This window comes from Pseudomonas sp. ANT_H4 (assembly GCF_008369295.1).
GTDB lineage: Bacteria > Pseudomonadota > Gammaproteobacteria > Pseudomonadales > Pseudomonadaceae > Aquipseudomonas.
This window is the reverse complement of sequence record NZ_VOBG01000005.1, coordinates 57,548-76,335: the sequence shown is the minus strand read 5'-3', so window position 1 is coordinate 76,335 and position 18,788 is coordinate 57,548. Positions and strand designations below refer to the sequence as shown.

Genomic DNA, 18,788 nt, shown 5'->3' with positions numbered 1-18,788 from the left:
GAAATCTCCATTTATTGCCAGCCAAACCGGCGGATGTAAAAGCCTTTTACCGCCTGGGTCAGCGCCATGTAGGCCAACAGAATCAGCGGCAGGAACACGAAGTACAGCGACGGCAGCGCCTGCAGCTTGAAGTAATGGGCCAATGGCCCCATCGGCAGGAAAATCCCCACGGCCATGATCAAGCCGGTCATCACCATCAACGGCATCGCCGCGCGGCTTTGCAGGAACGGGATTTTCGGCGTGCGGATCATGTGCACGATCAGCGTCTGGGTCAGCAGCCCCACCACGAACCAACCCGACTGGAACAAGGTTTGATGGTCCGGGGTATTGGCATCGAATACGTACCACATCAAGGCGAACGTGGTGATGTCAAACACCGAACTGATGGGGCCGAAGAACAGCATGAAGCGCCCGACTTCACCCGGCTGCCAGCGCTGGGGGGTGCTCAACATCTCCTGATCGACGTTATCGAACGGAATGGCGATCTGCGAAATGTCATACAACAGGTTCTGCACCAACAGATGCATCGGCAACATCGGCAAGAACGGGATAAAGGCACTCGCTACCAGCACCGAGAACACGTTGCCGAAGTTGGAGCTGGCAGTCATCTTGATGTACTTGAGCATGTTGGCGAAGGTGCGACGGCCTTCCAGCACGCCCTCCTCCAGGATCATCAGGCTCTTTTCCAGGAGGATGATATCGGCCGCTTCCTTGGCGATGTCCACCGCGCTGTCCACCGAAATGCCGATATCGGCGGTGCGCAGGGCCGGGGCGTCATTGATGCCGTCACCCATGAAGCCCACCACATGACCGTTGGCCTTGAGCAGGCGCACGATGCGCTCCTTGTGGGAAGGCGTCAGCCGGGCGAACACGTTGGTGGTTTCCACCGCCTCGGCCAGTTGCGCGTCGCTCATAGATTCGATGTCGTTGCCCATCAACAGGCCTTGCTGCTCAAGGCCCACCTCGCGGCAGATCTTCGCCGTCACCAATTCGTTGTCACCGGTCAGGACCTTCACCGCCACGCCGTGAGCGGCCAGGGCTTTGAGAGCCGGGGCTGTGCTTTCCTTGGGCGGATCGAGAAACGCCACATAACCGATCAGCGTCAAATCACACTCATCCGCCACGCTGTAGATGTCGCCCACCGCGACCGGTTGCGCCGCCACCGCTACCACTCGCAAGCCTTCCTCGTTGAACGCGGCGGTGACCTGGCGAATCCGCGCCAGCAGTTCATCGGTCAGTACTTCATTGACGTCGCCATGGCGTACGTTCTTGCAGACCGCCAGGACTTCCTCCACGGCGCCCTTGCAGATCAGCAGATGAGGCCGCCCTTGCTCGGCCACCACCACCGACATGCGCCGGCGGTTGAAGTCGAACGGGATCTCGTCGATTTTCTGGAACGCGGTGCCGACCTTCAGCTCGCGATGGACTTCAACGTGCTCCAGCACAGCCACATCCAGCAGGTTTTTCAGGCCAGTCTGGTAGTAGCTGTTGAGGTAGGCCATCTCCAGCACGTCGTCGGACTCTTCGCCCCAGACGTCCACATGGCGCGCCAGGAAAATCTTGTCCTGGGTCAGGGTGCCGGTCTTGTCGGTGCACAGCACGTCCATCGCGCCGAAGTTCTGGATCGCGTCCAGGCGCTTGACGATGACCTTCTTGCGCGACAGGAACACCGCGCCCTTGGCCAGGGTCGAGGTGACAATCATCGGCAGCATTTCCGGGGTCAGGCCCACGGCAATGGACAGCGCGAACAGCAAGGCTTCGGTCCAGTCGCCCTTGGTGAAGCCGTTGATGAACAGCACCATCGGCGCCATCACGAACATGAAGCGGATCAACAGCCAGCTGATTTTATTGACGCCGTGCTGGAACGAGGTCGGCGTTCGATCCGTGGCGCTGACCCGCTGGGCCAGGGCGCCAAAGTAGGTGCTGTTGCCGGTGGTGAGGATCACCGCCGTGGCCGCGCCGGACACCACGTTGGTGCCCATAAACAGAATATTTTCCAGGTCCAGGGGGTTACGGGTGTTGGCGTCCCGTTGCAGGGCGAACTTCTCCACCGGCATTGACTCACCCGTCATCGCCGCCTGGCTGACGAACAGGTCCTTGGCAGTCAGTACGCGACAATCGGCGGGAATCATGTCGCCGGCCGACAGCACAATCAGGTCACCCGGTACCAGTTGCTTGATCGGCAACTCGATGCGCTTGCCTGCGTCCCGACGCAACACCGTGGCGGTGTTGCTAACCATCGCCTTAAGGGCATCGGCGGCCTTGTTCGACTTGGCCTCCTGCCAGAACCGGAGCAAGGTCGACAGCACCACCATGGAGAAAATCACCGTGGCAGCCTTCATGTCTTCAGTCAGCCAGGAGATCACCGCCAGTAAGGTCAGCAGCAGGTTGAACGGGTTTTTGTAGCAGTGCCACAGGTGCACCCACCACGGCAGCGGCTGCTCGTGTTCGACTTCGTTGAGGCCGTACTGAACCCGTAGGGCGTCGGCTTCCTGCGTGCTCAAGCCATCGACGTGACTGGCCAGGGAGCCCAGCAGTGCCTGGGCCTCACTGTTGGCCCCATTGACCAGGGTTTGCGCCAGGGTCGGCGGCACTTCGCGGCTGACGCTGGAATCGGTCAGGGTTTCGAGCAGGGCCAGGCGCCGGAAGTGCCGGGTGATATGCCGGGTCCGCACGAAGCCGGCGAAGAACTCTTTCAACAGGGTGAGTTTCATGGTGTTACTCCTGCGCGAGGAAGCCTTCGTGCAGGTACGGCCCGTCTATACCGCGCCCGAATCACGGGCACGGCAGGCTTGGCCCGCCTGTCGCAAACGACAGGCGCGTCCGTAGTCCCGTGAGATGAGTCACGGACTGTTCAGCGTCGATGAGAGGGACGTCGGGGTGCAGGCCTGGAATGGCCGCTACCGGGATGCCGCTGCTCGCTTATTCGGCGAGACAACGGCATGGGATATGCGCGTTATCTTGCCGAGAATGTGCCGGTTACCGAGACCGGCCGACAACTGTCACTCGAACAAGTACCCACTGAGGGTCTCCGCTATTGATGAAAACGCGAGAAGCTTACGCCCCGATTTCTGGAGAGTAAACCGTAGGAGAGTTTCCGTATGGGGAATAAGAAGATTCTTCAGGAAGGGTTCAGGTAGCACGTCTGCAGGAACCAGGCGTTCCCCTGGCGCCTACAGTTTTTCGCTATCAACTGGCCGTCGCGAGCAACAAATCCCGCATCGACCGCCCCTGCCCGCGACTACGATCATGCTCATACAACGAAGCCGCAATCTCATCCGCCCGAATCGGCAAGATCGACAGCAACGTATCACTCAAGCCATGACTGGCCTGGCTAAACCCCTGCATGTAGATCCCCGCCTTGCACCGCTCATCGGTCACCATCCGGTAATCACGGCTGACCTCAAAGTCACCCATGTACGCCTCTAGCGGCGCCAGCAACTGGCGATGCATCTGCCGCTCATACCCGGTCGCCAACACCACTGCATCATAGTGATTCAGGCTGGTTTCCCCGGTCGCGTTATGACGCAACACCAACTCGACACCCAAAGACCCGGCGCTGGCTTTTTCAACGGTGGTGAGGGTACGGAACGCATGGCGGGCAATGCCGGAGACTTTTTGGCGATAGAAAATCCCGTAGATCCGCTCGATCAAGTCCAGGTCCACCACTGAATAGTTGGTGTTGTGGTACTCATTGACCAGGCGCTCACGCTCGCTGCTGGCCTGCTGGAACACCAGGTCGGTGAACTCCGGGGAAAACACCTCGTTGACGAACGGGCTGTCATCCGCCGGCTTCAACGCCGAGCCGCGCAGGATCATGTCGACTTGCACCGACGGAAAGCTGTCATTGAGGTCGATAAAGGCCTCGGCCGCGCTCTGCCCGCCGCCGATGATCGCGATACGCATCGGCTTGCCGTCGACACACGGCTGCTGGGCCATGCGCGCCAGGTATTGGGAGTGATGGAACACCCGCCCGTCATCCTTGAGCGCCTTGAACGCCTCGGGAATTCGCGGTGTACCGCCGGCACTGACCACCACCGAACGAGCGGTGCGAACCAGCTGTTCGCCCTGGGCATCACGGGAGATCACTCGCAGCGCTTCAACCTGCTGTTGGTGCAGGATCGGCTCGATGGCCAGCACTTCCTCGCCATAGCGGCTTTGTTCGCCAAACTGCCCGGAGACCCAGCGCAGGTAGTCGTTGTACTCCATGCGGCACGGGTAAAACGTGCCCAGGTTGATGAAGTCCACCAAGCGGCCGTGAGCCTTGAGGTAGTTGACGAAGGAATAGGGGCTGGTGGGATTGCGCAGGGTGACCAAGTCCTTGAGGAAGGAAATCTGCAGTTCACTCTGGCTTACCAGGGTATTGCCGTGCCAGCGGTAGTCAGCCTGCTTGTCGAGAAACAGCACGTCCAGCTTGCCCTGGGCCTTCTCGCGCTCTTGCAGGGCGATGGCCAGCGCCAGGTTCGAAGGGCCAAAACCGATACCGATCAGGTCGTGAACCGCGGGCGATGCAATTGCCTGTGTCATTCCAGTGTCCTCTGGATAAGCCCCGGAGCAGTGGGGCGGGAAAACCTCAGAGACCTGTAGGCAGAACAACAGGTCGTGTGTTGATAGGAAACGAGGACAATGAAAAGAAATTTAACAGCGACGGTTCAGTGGCTGTCCCACTCGCGCATCCGTACCCGGCAATGCTTCATGGCGTTGACGATATGTTTTTCCACCACGCTGCGGGAAAGGTTGAGGCGTTCGGCGATTTGCAGATGGGACAAGCCCTCAAGCTTGCGCAAAAGGAAGCTGTCGCGACACGGCGGCGACAACTCGGCCAGGGCGCTGCCGAGCATGTCCAGGCGTTGACGGTGGTCGAGGCTGACTTGTGGAGAGGGACTGAAGAAGCGCTCTTCACTGTCCAGCACCTCCAAAGGCTCTGCCTGGCGCAGGGTGTTGCGCCGATGGCCGTCGATCACCAGGTTCAGGGCGGTGCGATAAAGGAAGGCGCGGGGTTGCTCGATCGGTGTATCGCTGGCGCGCTCAAGTACCCGGACATAGGCGTCATGCACTACATCCTCGGCCACCTGACGGTTGCCCAGCTTGGCGTTGAGGAAACATATCAGCTCGCGATAGTAGCTTTCCAACATGACTCCCAACCGCATTGATGGCGGCTTATGACCCTTTAAGCGTGAAGACCACTGTCAATGCAATGCAGTGATGGCAGTTTGAACATGCGTAATTTATAGTAATTCTCATATAGATTTAAAGAAGACTTGCACTAACAGTCAAAAATTGTTCCCCCCAGAGCTGTAACCGCATATGTAAGCAACTAAATTTCAGGGCGAATTTCTCGTTTACCTGACAGCTTCCCGCGCCTGTCGCCCTCTCGACAGCACTCAAATCTACCCGTTTGAGCCGCGGCCCGATCTTCCCTGGCTGGAACCTGTGCATGAAACGTCCTCGACACACCCGTCGCGCCCTGCTTGCAGCACTTTGCCTGATCCCCGTTGCAGCCTTCGCGGCCTGGCAGCTCATCCCCCCAGGACGGGATAAATTTGCCACCCTGCAAGTGCAGCGGGGCGATATAGAAAGCAGCGTTACCGCGCTCGGCACCCTGCAACCGCGGCGTTACGTCGACGTGGGCTCACAGGCCTCCGGGCAGATCCGCAAGATCCATGTCGAAGCGGGCGACCAGGTCAAGGAAGGCGACCTGCTGGTGGAGATTGACCCTTCCACCCAACAGGCCAAGCTCGACGCCACGCGTTTTTCCATCGCCAACCTGCAAGCACAACTACAGGAGCAACGTGCGCAGAACCAGTTGGCCCGGCAGAAATACCAGCGTCAGCAACGCCTGGCTGCCGGCGGCGCCACCCGTGACGAAGACGTACAAACGGCCCACGCTGAACTGGACGCCACACAGGCCCGCATCGACATGTTCAAGGCCCAGATCAGCCAGGCCCAGGCCAGCCTGCGGGTTGACCAGGCCGAACTGGGCTACACGCGCATCTATGCGCCCATCTCCGGCACCGTGGTCGCCCTCGACGCCCGTGAAGGCCAGACCCTCAACACCCAACAACAGACGCCGCTGATCCTGCGCATCGCCAATCTGTCGCCGATGACCGTTTGGGCGGAAGTCTCGGAAGCTGATATCGGCCACGTCAAACCCGGCATGCAGGCCTATTTCACCACCCTCAGCGGCGGCAATCGGCGCTGGACCAGCACCGTACGCCAGATCCTGCCGGTACCGCCCAAGCCCCTCAACGAAGCCAGCCAGGGCGGCGGTAGCCCCAGCAGTTCCGGCAAGAGCGGCAGCGGCCGCGTGGTGCTCTACACCGTGCTGCTGGACGTGGATAACGCCGACAACGTACTGATGGCGGAAATGACCGCCCAAGTGTTTTTTGTCGCCAACCAGGTCTCCGGTGTACTGACGGCTCCGGTTGCAGCCTTGCAAGGCAGCAACCGCGCCGACACCCAAATTGCCAGGGTTGTGACCCAGGACGGCCGCATCGAAGACCGCGAAGTACGGGTCGGTATCAGTGACCGCCTGCGGGTCCAGGTCCTCGATGGCCTCAATGAAGGCGATCACCTGCTCATTGGCCCGGCCGACGGCAGCGGAGGTTGAATGTTGACCCCGCTGATCGAACTCAAGAGCATTCGCAAATCCTACGGCGGCGGTGATACACCGCAAGTCGATGTGCTGCGGGGCATCGACCTGTCGATCCACGCGGGCGAATTCGTGGCGATCGTCGGTGCCTCCGGCTCCGGCAAGTCCACCCTAATGAACATTCTGGGCTGCCTCGACCGCCCGACGATGGGCGAGTACCTGTTCGCCGGGGAAAACGTGGCCCAACTCGACAGCGACGAACTCGCCTGGCTGCGGCGCGAGGCCTTTGGTTTCGTGTTCCAGGGCTATCACCTGATTCCGTCCGGCTCGGCCCAGGAAAACGTCGAGATGCCGGCGATCTACGCCGGCACGCCCGCCGTTGAGCGCCACGCCCGCGCCGCCGCCCTGCTCACTCGCCTGGGGCTGGCCGGACGCACCGAAAACCGCCCCCACCAGCTTTCCGGCGGCCAGCAACAAAGGGTGTCGATTGCCCGGGCATTGATGAACGGCGGCCACATCATCCTCGCCGACGAACCCACTGGCGCCCTCGACAGCCACAGCGGTGCCGAGGTGATGACCCTGCTGGACGAGCTGGCGAGCCAGGGCCATGTGGTGATCCTGATCACCCATGACCGGGAAGTGGCGGCGCGGGCCAAGCGCATCATCGAAATCCGCGACGGCCTGATCATCAGCGACGCACCCAACACCGCCGATAAAACACTCACCAACGCCAATCCAGGAGGTTTGCAAGCCGTGGACCTGCGCCAGCGGCTGGCCGACGGCGCCGAACACAACGGCGCCTGGAGGGCCGAACTGCTGGACGCCGTGCAGGCCGCCTGGCGAGTCATGTGGATCAACCGTTTCCGTACCGCGCTGACCCTGCTGGGGATCATCATCGGCGTCGCCTCGGTGGTGGTCATGCTCGCCGTGGGCGAAGGCAGCAAGCGCCAGGTGATGGCACAAATGGGCGCCTTTGGCTCCAATATCCTCTACGTCAGCGGGTCGGCGCCCAACCCGCGCACACCTCCTGGCGTGATCACCCTCAGCGATGTCGCCGCCATCGCCGCCCTGCCCCAGGTCAAGCGCATCATGCCGGTCAATGGCGCCGATGCTGGCATACGCTTCGGCAACGTCGACCACACCGCCTATGTCGGTGGCAACGACACCCATTTCCCGACGATCTTCAATTGGCCAGTGGTCGAAGGCAGTTACTTTACCGAAGCCGATGAGCGTGCTGGCGCCACCGTGGCAGTGATCGGCAAAAAGATTCGCGACAAGTTGTTCAAAGACATTCCCAACCCCATCGGCCAATACATCCTGATCGAAAACGTACCCTTCCAGGTGATCGGCGTGCTGGCGGAAAAAGGCGCCAGCTCCGGCGACAAGGACAGCGACAACCGCATTGCCATCCCCTACAACGCCGCCAGCATTCGCCTGTTCGGCAACTACAACCCCGAATACGTGGTGATCGCCGCCGCCGATGCGAGCAAGGTGCACGATGCCGAACAGGCCATCGACCAGTTGCTGCTGCGCCTGCACAACGGCAAGCGCGACTATGAGCTGACCAACAACGCCGCGATGATCCAGGCCGAAGCCCGGACCCAGAACACCCTGTCGCTGATGCTCGGTTCCATCGCCGCGATCTCACTGCTGGTGGGCGGTATTGGCGTGATGAACATCATGCTGATGACCGTGCGCGAACGCACTCGGGAAATCGGCATCCGCATGGCCACCGGCGCACGTCAGCGGGACATCCTGCGTCAGTTCCTGACCGAAGCGGTGATGCTCTCGGTGGTCGGCGGAGTCACCGGGATCGCCCTGGCGCTGCTGGTGGGCGGCGCGCTGATCCTCAGCAGCGTCGCAGTGGCCTTCTCGTTGTCGGCGGCTATCGGTGCCTTTGCCTGCGCCCTCGTCACCGGAGTCATCTTCGGCTTCATGCCGGCCCGAAAAGCTGCCCGGCTCGACCCCGTCACGGCCCTTACCAGTGAATGATCGCCCTATGAAAGCGCACCTGACCCTCCTCGCCGCCAGCCTGCTGCTGGCCGCCTGCGCCAGCCCCCCTCCGCGCCCGGACAGCGGCCTGCAAGCGCCATCCGCCTGGCAGATGGCAAGCAAAGCCGGCGCCCTGCAGGACAACCAGCAATGGTGGACGACCTTTGCCAGCCCGCAGCTCAACCACCTGATCGAGCAGGCCCGCAGTGGCAGTTACGACCTGGCCAGTGCGGTCGCCCGGGTACGCCAGGCCCAGGCCAGCGCCGTCATCGCCGGCGCACCGTTGCTGCCTGAACTCAAGGGAGGGCTCAACGCCAACCGCCAGAAACTGCTGCGGGGCAACGGCTACAGCCAGCTGGATGCCGACAGCGACAACAAGGCGGTGGACTATTTCGATGCGAGCCTGACCGCCACTTACGAAATAGATTTCTGGGGCGGCAAACAGGCGGCGCGGGACAGCGCCGAACAAGCGGTTCGCGCCAGTGAGTTCGACCAGGCGACCGTGGAACTTACCCTGCTCAGCGGCGTAGCCACGGCCTATATCCAACTGCTGTCTCTGGGCGAACAGCAGCGCATTGCCGAGCTGAACCTGGCCAATGCCCAAAGCGTCCTCAAGCTGGTACAGACTCGTCACGACGCAGGGTCGGCCACCCGCCTGGAACTGGCGCAACAGAAAAGCCTGGTGGCGGCCCAACAACGACAATTACCTGAAGTCCAGCAACGGGCCGAAGAAGCCCTGATCACCCTGGCCGCCCTGCTCGGCCAACCAGTGCAGGCACTGCGCCTGAGCCCGCAGTCGTTCGATGAACTGCGCTTTGCAACCATCGCCGCCGGCATTCCCAGCAACCTGCTCAGCCGCCGCCCAGACATCGCCAGTGCCGAAGCGCAACTGGCCGCCGCCCAGGCCGACATCATCGTAGCGCGCGCAGCCATGCTACCCAGCGTCACGTTGACCGCGAACCTGGGGTCTGGCGCCAACCAGGCTTCGGACATCCTGCGCAACCCGTTCTACAACCTCACAGGCGGGCTGATCGCGCCGATCTTCAATAACGGACGCCTCAGTGCCGAGCGGGACAAGGCCACGGCACGTCAGGAAGAGCTACTGCAAACCTATCGCGGGGCGATCATCAATGGTTTTGCCGATGTGGAAAAAGCCCTGAGCAGTATTCGTCGCCTGGATGAACAACGTCAGTGGCAGCATGAGGAATTGACGCAGGCGCAAACCGCGTTCCAGATCGCCCAGAGTCGCTATGAGGCGGGGGCTGAAGACTTGCTTACCGTGCTGGAAACCCAGCGCACGCTGTATGCGGCGCAAGACCTGAATGTGCAACTGCGCCAGGCGCGGATTGGGGCGAGTATTGCGCTGTATAAGGCGCTGGGCGGGGGGTGGCGGGAAGGTTGAATGTGGAACATTGGCGGCCTGGTAGCCAACACCCCAGCCATCAAGGCACCCGTTCCTTAACCTTCAAATGCCGCGCATACCAAGGCCGTTTGGGCACCTTGCGAAACAAATCCTCAAGCTTATCCTCAGCCCCAAAGGTAATCCGCAACGCCAACTTCATAGTCTCCGGGTCCATCTCCACCGACTTGCCCATCTGCAACCCCGGCGTAGTACTGCAACCATGAGTCACCGGCCCCAGCCAGGGGTCCCCCACCTCGACCCAACGCCCCGGCGCAAACCACTGCACCCCGTTGACCTCAAGACGACTCACCTCCCCCGGATGAAACCGTTCATGAGCCCGAAACCAATCCTCAAGCCGATCATCAATCCAGCCATGAAAATGCCAGAACACCGGATTTACATGGGAAGAAAACGGATCACCGAGAAAGTCGTTCTGCGCCGTATACCAACGTGCGGCAAAGTCCGCCGGATCACGGGCGAAAGGCACCGGCGCGCCATTGGATGGATCTCGCGGCACCGACGCCCAGCGCATGTGCAGCCAGTCATGCAGACCCAACTCAACCTCTGAACCAAACTGCCCCAAGGTCAACCGGGCCAAATAACGCGGGTCGCGGTACTGCGACTCCCAGACCTGAAAGTTGCCGTGATAAGTCTCGGCCGCCTTGATGTCACTGACCCACTGCGTGTATTCACTGTCATCGGCAGCCAGCCAGGTCGGCGGCAAGGCGAAACCGTCGTGGTTGTCGAAATACCGGGCAAATCCCCGGCGGTCACGCTCAAGGGCCGGCTGGGGCTCGGGGAAGCGCGGCCAGGATGGCAGGTCCTGCATCGAGCGCGCCGCGCCGAGCATGTGCCGGTGCATGAAGAAAAAGTCGATCCCCGAGCCGTTGCGGTCCTTGCGCGGGCCACGGGCATCGCGCTCTTGGTCCCGTGGGCCGGGCTGCCAGCCGATCCCGCGCAACGCGTTGCGCTTGTCTTCGGACAGGTTGTGCCACTGGTCCCGCGAGGCGTGCCAGAGCTGATGAAACAGGCGGTGTTCGGGTGAAATCAGCCAGGCCAGCAACGTCGAGTTCAAGCCGATGCGTTCCCGAGCCTCGGGAAACAGTTGCTTGGTGGCGATAAAACGACTGTCCCGCTCGGGCAAGGCCAGTGGCCTGTCCAGTGGCAGGATTTGCCCGCTAAGGGTGCCACTGCCGGCGTTGCCAAATTCAGCCCAGACCTCATCGAGGGTCATCTTAAATTCGTAGGTGGGCGAGCCGTCTGGCGACTCCCGGTCAATCAGGCGCCAATACAGCAGGGCCGCATTGCCCGGCGCCAGATCACCCAATACCTGATAACGCGGCTCACCGTCAGAGCGCAGTTGCTCGGAGGTGTCCAGGTAACCGCGCAAGCCTCGACCCCGCGGGGCAATATCGAGAAACAACTCCAGGCCATTGACGGGCAGGCCTTTCAGGCCGGCGTCGCGCCCTTCCAAACGCAGGCTCCAGACGCCACGCAGGGTGTCGGCCATTTGCTGGCCGGCGGTGTCCGCCAGATCCACCGTGGCCTCCCCCGGCGTGATCGGGAACTCTTCACGCGTCAACTCGCGATGGGCATAAAAGGCTGCGGGCACTGCGGCGCCCGTCAGCGCCAGGCCTGCGATGAACCCTCGTCGAGAAATCGTCATTGTCCTACCTGTGTCAGCCCTGAAGCAGGCTTTATCCAAGCTAGAACGTTTGCATCGACGGGAAATTTACCAGCCCTGGTGCCTAATGCCGATCAGTTAAGCCAACTACTGTAGGAGCGAGGGGGACGCCTAGTTCTTGCTCGCGAAGAACCTGAGGGCACCGCATTCATCCAGGAAACCCGCGTCATCGTTAACGACCATCGCGAGCAAGCTCGCTCCTACAGGGGGGGCTCGTTCGCTTAACTGATCGGCATTAGCCTTGGCGGCCCGCCTAAATTTCCAAGCCCACCGCTCGTTCTTCCCAGATAGCAAAGGGCCCTTGCGCCTGCACCTCGACAGCGAACCGACTGAGATGGCAATGACAAAACCACGTTCGAAAAAGGCTCTATATATCGGCCTGCCGCTGGCCCTGGCCATTGGCGCCGGGGCAGGTTTTCTGGTCTGGGATTACTGGTTCAAGGGCAACGCCGGGTATCCGTTGGAAGTAATCAAGCAAGCGGATGAACTGCACAATCGGCTGCTGTCTTTCGACAGCCATATCACCGTGCCCCTGGACTTCGGTACCGCGGGCAATGAAGCCGACAAGGATGGCAGCGGCCAGTTTGACCTGGCCAAGGCCAACCGCGGGCGCCTCTCCGGGGCGGCACTGACCATCTTCGGCTGGCCGGAAATGTGGAACGGCCCCAACGCCCCGCACAAACCCACCGAAGGCTTTGTCGAAGAAGCGCGCCATCAGCAGGAGGTTCGCTACCAGATCATCTCCGGCATGGTCCGCGACTTCCCCAATCAGGTCGGTATTGCCTACACCCCGGATGACTTTCGGCGCCTGCATGGCGAAGGCAAGTTCGCGGTCTTTATCAGCATGCTCAACGCCTACCCGCTGGGCAATGACCTGAACCTGCTGGACCTGTGGACGGCGCGGGGCATGCGCATGTTCGGCTTCAGCTATATCGGCAACAACGCCTGGTCGGACTCATCGCGCCCACTGCCGTTTTTCAATGACTCGCCGGACGCTCTCGACGGGCTCTCGGACATCGGCAAACAGGCAGTTCATCGCCTCAATGACCTGGGGGTGATTATCGATGTTTCACAAATGTCGACCAAGGCCCTGGAACAGGTCGCACACCTGAGCCGCACACCGATGGTCGCCTCCCACTCGGCACCGCGCGCCGCCGTGGACATCCCGCGTAATCTCAGCGACAAGGAAATGCAACTGATCAAAAACAGTGGCGGCGTGGTCCAGGTGGTGGGTTTCCCGGCCTATCTGAGGCCCCTCAGCCAGCCTACTCAGGACAAGCTCAACGCCCTGCGCGCCCGCTTTGATCTGCCACCACTTCCCAACCTGGCCATGGCGTTGATGCCTGGCGACCCGATCATTGCGGCCTGGCCCGAACAGAAGTTCGGCCAATACGCCCAAGGGCTCTACGCCATTCTCGAAGAAGAACCCAAGGCCACCCTCAAGGACCTGGGCGACGCTATCGACTACACCGTGGGCAAAATCGGTATCGACCACGTCGGCATCGCATCGGACTTCAACGAAGGCGGCGGCGTCAAGGGCTGGGAAAACGTCAGCGAGGTGCGCAACGTGACCGCCGAGTTGATCCAGCGCGGCTACTCCGAAGCGGACATCGCCAAGCTGTGGGGCGCCAACTTCCTGCGGGTCTGGGACCAGGTGCAGAAAGCCGCCAAGCCAGTGGCCAATCGTTGACGCCTGCCCTTTTTCAATTGATCGAGATCTCCCATGAACAGTGATATCCCAAGCCTCCATCGCCAACGCCTTAAACCACTGGCAGCCCTGGCCCTGACTGCGCTGTGCGGCGCGCTGCTGCCCGGTATCGCCCAGGCCGCCATCCCTGCACCGGGCAAGGTGTTCAAGGACTGCAAGGATTGCCCGGAAATGGTCGTGCTGCCGGCCGGCACCTTCACCATGGGCACGCCGGAAGATGAAGTCGGCCGCGAGCCCGATGAAGGACCGATGCACGAGGTGACCTTCGCCAAGCCCTTCGCCATGAGCCGGTTCCAGATCACCGCTGCCGAGTGGGACAGTTATGTGCGCCAGACCGGGGTCAAGATCGCCAATGGCGATGAGCGTCCCGGCCGCGAATGCATCGCCAGCAAGCCACGCTACCCTCAAGGCCCGCGCCAGCCGGCGGTGTGCATGGACTTTGACGATGTGAAGAGCTACGTCACCTGGCTGTCGAAAATCACTGGGCAACGCTACCACCTGGTCAGCGAGGCCCGGCGCGAATACGCCGCCCGCGCTGGCTCCACCGGGCCGTTTCCATTCCCGTTCGATGAAGGCAAGGAATACAGCATCGCCAAACATGCCAACACCTACGGCCCGGCAGATGGCTACAGCTACAGCGCGCCCGTGGGCAGCTACCCGCCCAACGCATTCGGCATGTACGACATGCACGGCAACGTCTACGAGTGGGTAGCCGACTGCGAACATCCCAACTACATCGGCGCACCCACCGACGGCAGCGCCTGGGTAGAGCCGGGCTGCGAGTCCCTGCAGATTCGCGGCAATGACTGGGGCGAAGCACCGATCTTTTCTCGCTCCGGCAACCGCAACAACATCTACCCGCAAACCCGTGGCGACTGGATCGGTTTTCGCGTCGTGCGCGATCTCTGAAACGCCCCCGCAGGCTTTGGAAAAACCGGTCGCCACCAGTCGGCGGCCGGTTAAATTAAATCCCTGGCCAGACGTTCTACTGGGTATCTGCCTCGATCCCCAAGGAACTCACCTCTCATGACCCAGCCCAAGCGCGGTGCAATTCATGAATTGTTCACCCTTCTGAAACCCTTTCGACTGGTGGTTGCCCTGTCCATCGCGCTGGGCATGGTCGGCGGCCTGAGCGTGACGGTGCTGCTGGCAACGATCAACAACGCCCTGCACTCACAAACAGGCCTGACCCAAGGGGTCGTGGCACTGTTTGTCAGCCTGTGCGTACTGGCCTTGATCAGCGCGATCTGCTCGGACATCGGCACCAACTACGTCGGCCAACACATCATCGCCAAGCTGCGCAAAGAGCTGGGCGAGAAAGTGCTGTCGGCGCCCATCGAACAGATCGAACGCTATCGCAGCCACCGGTTGATCCCGGTGCTGACCCACGACGTCGACACCATCAGCGACTTCGCCTTTGCCTTCGCCCCGCTGGCCATTTCCCTGACGGTCACCCTCGGCTGCATGGGCTATCTGGCGATGTTGTCGTGGCCAATGTTCCTGCTGATGGTGGTGGCCATCGTCATCGGCACCGTGGTTCAGTACCTGGCACAAGGCGCGGGAATCAAGGGTTTCATGGCGGCGCGGGATGCCGAAGACGATCTGCAAAAGCACTACAACGCGATCGCTGAAGGCGCCAAGGAACTGCGCATCCACCGCCCACGTCGCCAGCGCATGTTTGTCTCGGGCATTCAGTCCACCGCCGACTTCATCTGCAAGACTCAGGTGCGCTCGATCAACACCTTTGTCATCGCCAAGACCTTCGGCTCGATGCTGTTCTTCGTGGTCATCGGCCTGGCCCTGGCCCTGCAAACCCTCTGGCCCAGCGCTGATAAAAGCGTGATGAGCGGTTTCGTGCTGGTGCTGCTGTACATGAAAGGCCCCCTGGAGCACCTGATCGGCACCCTGCCCATTGTCAGTCGTGCGCAGATTGCCTTTCGCCGCATCGCCGAGCTGTCAGAACAGTTTTCCTCGCCGGAGCCGCACCTGCTGCTCAACGACCAGGGCGACAAGGCCAGCCCGGTGCATAGCCTGGAGCTGAACAACGTCAGTTATGCGTTCCCTGAAGTACCGGGCAGCGATCCATTCCGCCTAGGGCCGGTCAACCTGAGCATTCGTCAGGGCGATATCGTGTTCATCGTCGGTGAAAACGGTTGTGGCAAAACCACCCTGATCAAGTTGCTATTGGGGCTGTATGCGCCGCAGCAGGGGGAAATCCGCCTCAACGGCCAGGCCATCGACGCCGCGAACCGCGACGACTACCGCCAACTGTTCACCACGGTATTTGCCGACTACTACCTGTTCGATGACGTGGTCCAGGGTGACCAGCAGATTCCCGAAGACGCCAACAAATACCTGGAACGCCTGGAGATCGCCCACAAGGTCAGCGTCAAGGACGGCAATTTCACCACCACCGACCTGTCCACCGGCCAGCGTAAACGCCTCGCCCTGGTCAACGCCTGGCTGGAAGAGCGCCCGGTGCTGGTGTTCGATGAATGGGCGGCGGACCAAGACCCGACCTTCCGGCGGATTTTCTATACCGAGTTGTTGCCGGACCTCAAGCGCCTGGGCAAGACCATCATCGTCATTTCCCACGATGACCGTTACTTCGACGTCGCGGACCAACTGGTAAGAATGGAATCCGGGCGCGTCATGGTCGAGGCAGAAGTGGCCTGACCCCAGCCCTGCGGATCGACCGAAGCCCCTGGAAACAAGTGTTCCAGGGGCTTTTTTATGTGCCGACTAAATTGCTGAAGGCCCGGTTCGTCTTTACAGCAGCACAGAAACATACCGGCGCCTTCACCCGCGGCTTTCAACATTTATCCCCTGCTTTGTTTTTTTTGGAGAACTTTCCATCCGGTTTTTCGTCCGCGATGCGTCTAATAATAATTCTTATTAACAAAAATTCTGACCACACTTCTCTGGAGCCCCTTCACGCGATGAACACCTCAATCCTGCGCCGTCCCGTCCTGGCGACCCAAGCCCGGCGACCGATCTTCAAGCGGACCCTGCTGTCCAGCGCCGTACTGAGCATGGCCATGGCCGCTACCCAGTCCCAGGCCGCTCCGGTGCCGTTGAATATCCCTGCACAACCGCTGTCCAGCGCCTTGCAGTCACTGGGTCAGCAAGCCAACGTGCAAATTCTGTACGGGCAGGACACGGTTATCGGGCTTCAATCCAAACCGGTGAATGGCACGCTGGAGCCAGCACAGGCGCTGGAAACCCTGTTGCAGGGCAGCGGCATCAACTATTCGCAGACCGGTAATACCATTTCGCTGACCCCAGCCAGTACCGACGCAGCGCTGCAGCTGAACGCCATCAGCATCTCCGGCAAGGCGCCGGGTTCGACCACCGAAGGCACCGGTTCCTACACCACGGACTCGTCCAGCAGTTCGACGCGGCTGAATATCCCCCTGAAGGAAACGCCACAGTCGATCACGGTCATTACCCAGCAACGAATCCAGGATCAGCACCTGACCAACCTCACCGACACCCTTGAGGCCGTTTCGGGCATCACCGTGGTGCGTGAAGGCCTGGGTGCCGACTCGGACGCCTACTACTCCCGTGGCTTCCAGATCAACAACTATGAAATCGACGGTGTGCCCACTTCCTCGCGCCTGGACAACTACACCCAGAACACCGCCATGTATGACCGCATTGAAGTGGTCCGTGGCTCTACCGGCTTGATCAGCGGCATGGGCGATCCGTCCGCGACCATCAACATGATCCGCAAACGCCCCACTTTTACCCCGCAACTGGTCATCGGCGGTGAAGCCGGCAGTTGGGATCGCTACGGCACCAGCGTCGACGTGTCCGGCCCGCTGACCGAAACCGGTAACATCCGCGGCCGCCTGGTCATGGACTACAAGACCCAGGGCGCCTGGGTCGACCGTTTCAAGCAGGACCGCAACCTGGTCTACGGCATCACCGAGTTTGACCTGAGCGAAAGCACCCTGCTCACCGCAGGCTTCAGCTACCTGACCGTACACACCAACCAGCCTCCGCGCAGCGGCTTCCCGCTGACCTACAGCAACGGTAACAAAACCGACCTCAAGCGCGCCTTCAACACCTCTGCCGACTGGTCCTACTTCGATCACGAACAGACCACCTTCTTCACCTCCATCGAACACCAGTTCGATAACGGTTGGAGCGGCAAGGCCGAATACAGCCGCAACGAAAACAAGTACGACTCGGAGATCGTCTTCCTCGCCGGCAGCATCGACCAGAACACCGGCCTGGGTGGCTACGTGATGCCGAACAAGTTCAAGGGCAACCCTGTACAGAACGCCGTCGACGCGTACCTCACCGGTCCTTTCCAGTTGTTTGGTCGCGAACACGAGCTGATTACTGGCGTCACCCTGTCGCAGATCCGTAACGAAGATGCCCCGGACTACGGCGGCTGGATACGCCCCGGCAACTCTGCCGGCTACAACGGGACCATCGGCCCGATCAACGACTGGAACGGCAACGTCGCCAAGCCGGACTTCGTCAAGCAAGGCGAGCAGAACTTCAAGGAAAACCAGTACGCGGCCTACATGACCTCGCGCTTTCACCTCAACGACGATACCACCCTGATCGTCGGCGGCCGGGTGATCGACTGGAAACAGGACGATGAAACCCGCTATTACTCCGGCGACGTCAGCCAGAACAAGCGCACGGAAACCGGGGTCGTGATTCCCTACGCCGGCCTGGTGTATGACCTGAGCGAAATCTGGTCGGTGTATGCCAGCTACACCAAGATTTTCAACCCGCAGTCCCTGGAGTCGGTCAGCGGTGCCTACCTGGACCCTCTAGAAGGCACTGGCTACGAAGCCGGGGTCAAGGCGGCCCTCAACGACGGCAAGCTCAATACCAGCCTCGCCTTGTTCAAGGTTGAGCAGGACAACCTGGGTGTCTACGACGGCACCAACTTGACGCCTTCCAGCTCGCAAGCCTACAAAGCCACCAAGGGCACGACCTCCCAGGGCGTGGAATGGGAGTTCAACGGCGAACTCGCCCAAGGTTGGCAAGCGGCGGGTGGCTATACCTATAGCGTCAGCACCGATCAGGATGACAAGCGGATTGCCACCCAGATCCCGCGTCACAGCCTCAAGGCATTCACCAGCTACCGCCTGACAGGGCCTCTGGACAAGGTCACAGTCGGTGGTGGTTTCAACTGGCAGAGCAAAGCGGGCTTTGACCTCAAAACCAATGAGCAGAAGCCTTACACCGTCGCCAACCTGATGGCGCGCTACGACATCTCGGAAAACCTGTCGGCCTCGGTAAACCTGAACAACGTGTTCGACCAAGAGTATTCCACTACCACCACCGGTGGCGTGTGGGGCGCTCCGCGCAACTTCATGACATCGTTCAAGTACACCTACTGATCCATCCTCGGGCCTCGTTCCTTGTGGAACGAGCGCCCATGAAA

Annotated in this window: 11 protein-coding genes; 7 read left to right on the top strand and 4 right to left on the bottom strand. The window is 61.0% G+C overall.

Annotation, left to right across the window (positions count from 1 at the left end; all coding sequences use genetic code 11):
• Positions 1-11: 11 nt before the first annotated feature.
• The 3 genes from mgtA to FQ182_RS08225 form a co-directional block, all read right to left on the bottom strand.
• Positions 12-2,714, bottom strand: coding sequence for a magnesium-translocating P-type ATPase (mgtA, locus tag FQ182_RS08235; protein ID WP_149413660.1), 2,703 nt, complete (start codon positions 2,712-2,714; stop codon positions 12-14).
• Positions 2,715-3,189: 475 nt separating this feature from the next.
• A complete protein-coding gene (locus tag FQ182_RS08230) occupies positions 3,190-4,527 on the bottom strand; it encodes a lysine N(6)-hydroxylase/L-ornithine N(5)-oxygenase family protein (RefSeq protein WP_149413661.1) in 1,338 nt (445 codons plus the stop codon).
• A 125-nt stretch (positions 4,528-4,652) separates the two neighbouring features.
• The gene (locus tag FQ182_RS08225; RefSeq protein ID WP_149413694.1) at positions 4,653-5,132 is read right to left on the bottom strand and encodes a sigma-70 family RNA polymerase sigma factor; all 480 of its coding nucleotides are present in this window, start codon (positions 5,130-5,132) and stop codon (positions 4,653-4,655) included.
• Positions 5,133-5,437: 305 nt separating this feature from the next.
• Here FQ182_RS08225 and FQ182_RS08220 point away from each other — a divergent pair, with 305 nt between their 5' ends.
• Genes FQ182_RS08220 through FQ182_RS08210 form a run of 3 tightly spaced genes read left to right on the top strand, consistent with a single transcriptional unit; the run spans position 5,438 to position 9,986 of the window.
• On the top strand, positions 5,438-6,610 hold the full coding sequence (locus FQ182_RS08220) for an efflux RND transporter periplasmic adaptor subunit (protein WP_149413662.1): 1,173 nt from the start codon (positions 5,438-5,440) through the stop codon (positions 6,608-6,610).
• On the top strand, positions 6,611-8,584 hold the full coding sequence (locus FQ182_RS08215; RefSeq protein WP_149413663.1) for a MacB family efflux pump subunit: 1,974 nt from the start codon (positions 6,611-6,613) through the stop codon (positions 8,582-8,584).
• Positions 8,585-8,591: 7 nt separating this feature from the next.
• A complete protein-coding gene (locus FQ182_RS08210) occupies positions 8,592-9,986 on the top strand; it encodes an efflux transporter outer membrane subunit (protein ID WP_149493977.1) in 1,395 nt (464 codons plus the stop codon).
• A 40-nt stretch (positions 9,987-10,026) separates the two neighbouring features.
• Here the strand turns inward: FQ182_RS08210 and FQ182_RS08205 are convergent, their stop codons facing one another.
• Positions 10,027-11,652 (bottom strand): PvdJ/PvdD/PvdP-like protein, encoded by a 1,626-nt coding sequence (locus tag FQ182_RS08205; RefSeq protein ID WP_149413665.1) that lies wholly within the window; start codon positions 11,650-11,652, stop codon positions 10,027-10,029.
• Between the two features lie 358 nt (positions 11,653-12,010).
• On the opposite strand from FQ182_RS08205, the gene pvdM reads away from it, so the two are divergent.
• The 4 genes from pvdM (at position 12,011) to FQ182_RS08180 (ending at position 18,744) form a co-directional block, all read left to right on the top strand.
• The gene (pvdM, locus tag FQ182_RS08195) at positions 12,011-13,360 is read left to right on the top strand and encodes a pyoverdine-tailoring dipeptidase-like protein PvdM (RefSeq protein WP_149413667.1); all 1,350 of its coding nucleotides are present in this window, start codon (positions 12,011-12,013) and stop codon (positions 13,358-13,360) included.
• Positions 13,361-13,393: 33 nt separating this feature from the next.
• Entirely contained in the window at positions 13,394-14,287 is an 894-nt protein-coding gene (locus FQ182_RS08190; RefSeq protein ID WP_149413668.1) for a formylglycine-generating enzyme family protein, read from the top strand.
• 117 nt (positions 14,288-14,404) lie between these two features.
• Positions 14,405-16,054 (top strand): cyclic peptide export ABC transporter, encoded by a 1,650-nt coding sequence (locus FQ182_RS08185; RefSeq protein WP_149413669.1) that lies wholly within the window; start codon positions 14,405-14,407, stop codon positions 16,052-16,054.
• Between the two features lie 263 nt (positions 16,055-16,317).
• Positions 16,318-18,744 (top strand): TonB-dependent receptor, encoded by a 2,427-nt coding sequence (locus FQ182_RS08180; protein WP_256666311.1) that lies wholly within the window; start codon positions 16,318-16,320, stop codon positions 18,742-18,744.
• Positions 18,745-18,788: the final 44 nt, after the last annotated feature.

What these genes read in the sequence shown, in the direction of transcription:
- FQ182_RS08210 (WP_149493977.1), top strand. Translation starts at nt 8,592, where the DNA reads ATGAAAGCGCACCTGACCCTCCTCGCCGCCAGCCTGCTGCTGGCCGCC.
- FQ182_RS08205 (WP_149413665.1), bottom strand. Translation starts at nt 11,652, where the DNA reads ATGACGATTTCTCGACGAGGGTTCATCGCAGGCCTGGCGCTGACGGGC.
- FQ182_RS08215 (WP_149413663.1), top strand. Translation starts at nt 6,611, where the DNA reads ATGTTGACCCCGCTGATCGAACTCAAGAGCATTCGCAAATCCTACGGC.
- FQ182_RS08220 (WP_149413662.1), top strand. Translation starts at nt 5,438, where the DNA reads ATGAAACGTCCTCGACACACCCGTCGCGCCCTGCTTGCAGCACTTTGC.
- FQ182_RS08185 (WP_149413669.1), top strand. Translation starts at nt 14,405, where the DNA reads ATGACCCAGCCCAAGCGCGGTGCAATTCATGAATTGTTCACCCTTCTG.
- FQ182_RS08180 (WP_256666311.1), top strand. Translation starts at nt 16,318, where the DNA reads ATGAACACCTCAATCCTGCGCCGTCCCGTCCTGGCGACCCAAGCCCGG.
- pvdM (WP_149413667.1), top strand. Translation starts at nt 12,011, where the DNA reads ATGACAAAACCACGTTCGAAAAAGGCTCTATATATCGGCCTGCCGCTG.
- FQ182_RS08190 (WP_149413668.1), top strand. Translation starts at nt 13,394, where the DNA reads ATGAACAGTGATATCCCAAGCCTCCATCGCCAACGCCTTAAACCACTG.
- FQ182_RS08230 (WP_149413661.1), bottom strand. Translation starts at nt 4,527, where the DNA reads ATGACACAGGCAATTGCATCGCCCGCGGTTCACGACCTGATCGGTATC.
- mgtA (WP_149413660.1), bottom strand. Translation starts at nt 2,714, where the DNA reads ATGAAACTCACCCTGTTGAAAGAGTTCTTCGCCGGCTTCGTGCGGACC.